Annotated in this window: 1 protein-coding gene; it reads left to right on the top strand. The window is 56.9% G+C overall.

All coding sequences use genetic code 11. The annotated features are described in order from the left end of the window. On the top strand, positions 1 to 274 hold a 274-nt coding region (locus ACPYOJ_RS35330), incomplete at both ends, for a hypothetical protein (RefSeq protein ID WP_481420384.1).

Here is a 274-nt window from a genome sequence, read left to right as displayed (position 1 = left end):
CAGCAGCTTGATACCACCCTCAACGCAATGCCCGCCTGGCAGGTGATTAAAGAGCAGGAGCCTGTGCTTCATCAGCGCATTCTTGACCAGATGGCGGCCCTGCAAAAAGCCGGCGAGCCGGAACAGAAGATTATCGACACCATCCAGCCGCAGATCCTGCATCTGCAGATGTCGCGCCTGCAAAACGCGCCGGACGCTAACGTGGTGAACTATATGACTATCAACATGGAGCAGACCGCCGCCATTCAGAAGGTGAGCGACGACGCCTGTTTCC

This window comes from Rhizobium sp. SVR5-9E (assembly GCF_056755095.1).
Note: the sequence above shows the minus strand (reverse complement) of the source record. Positions and strands in the feature narration are given on the sequence as shown.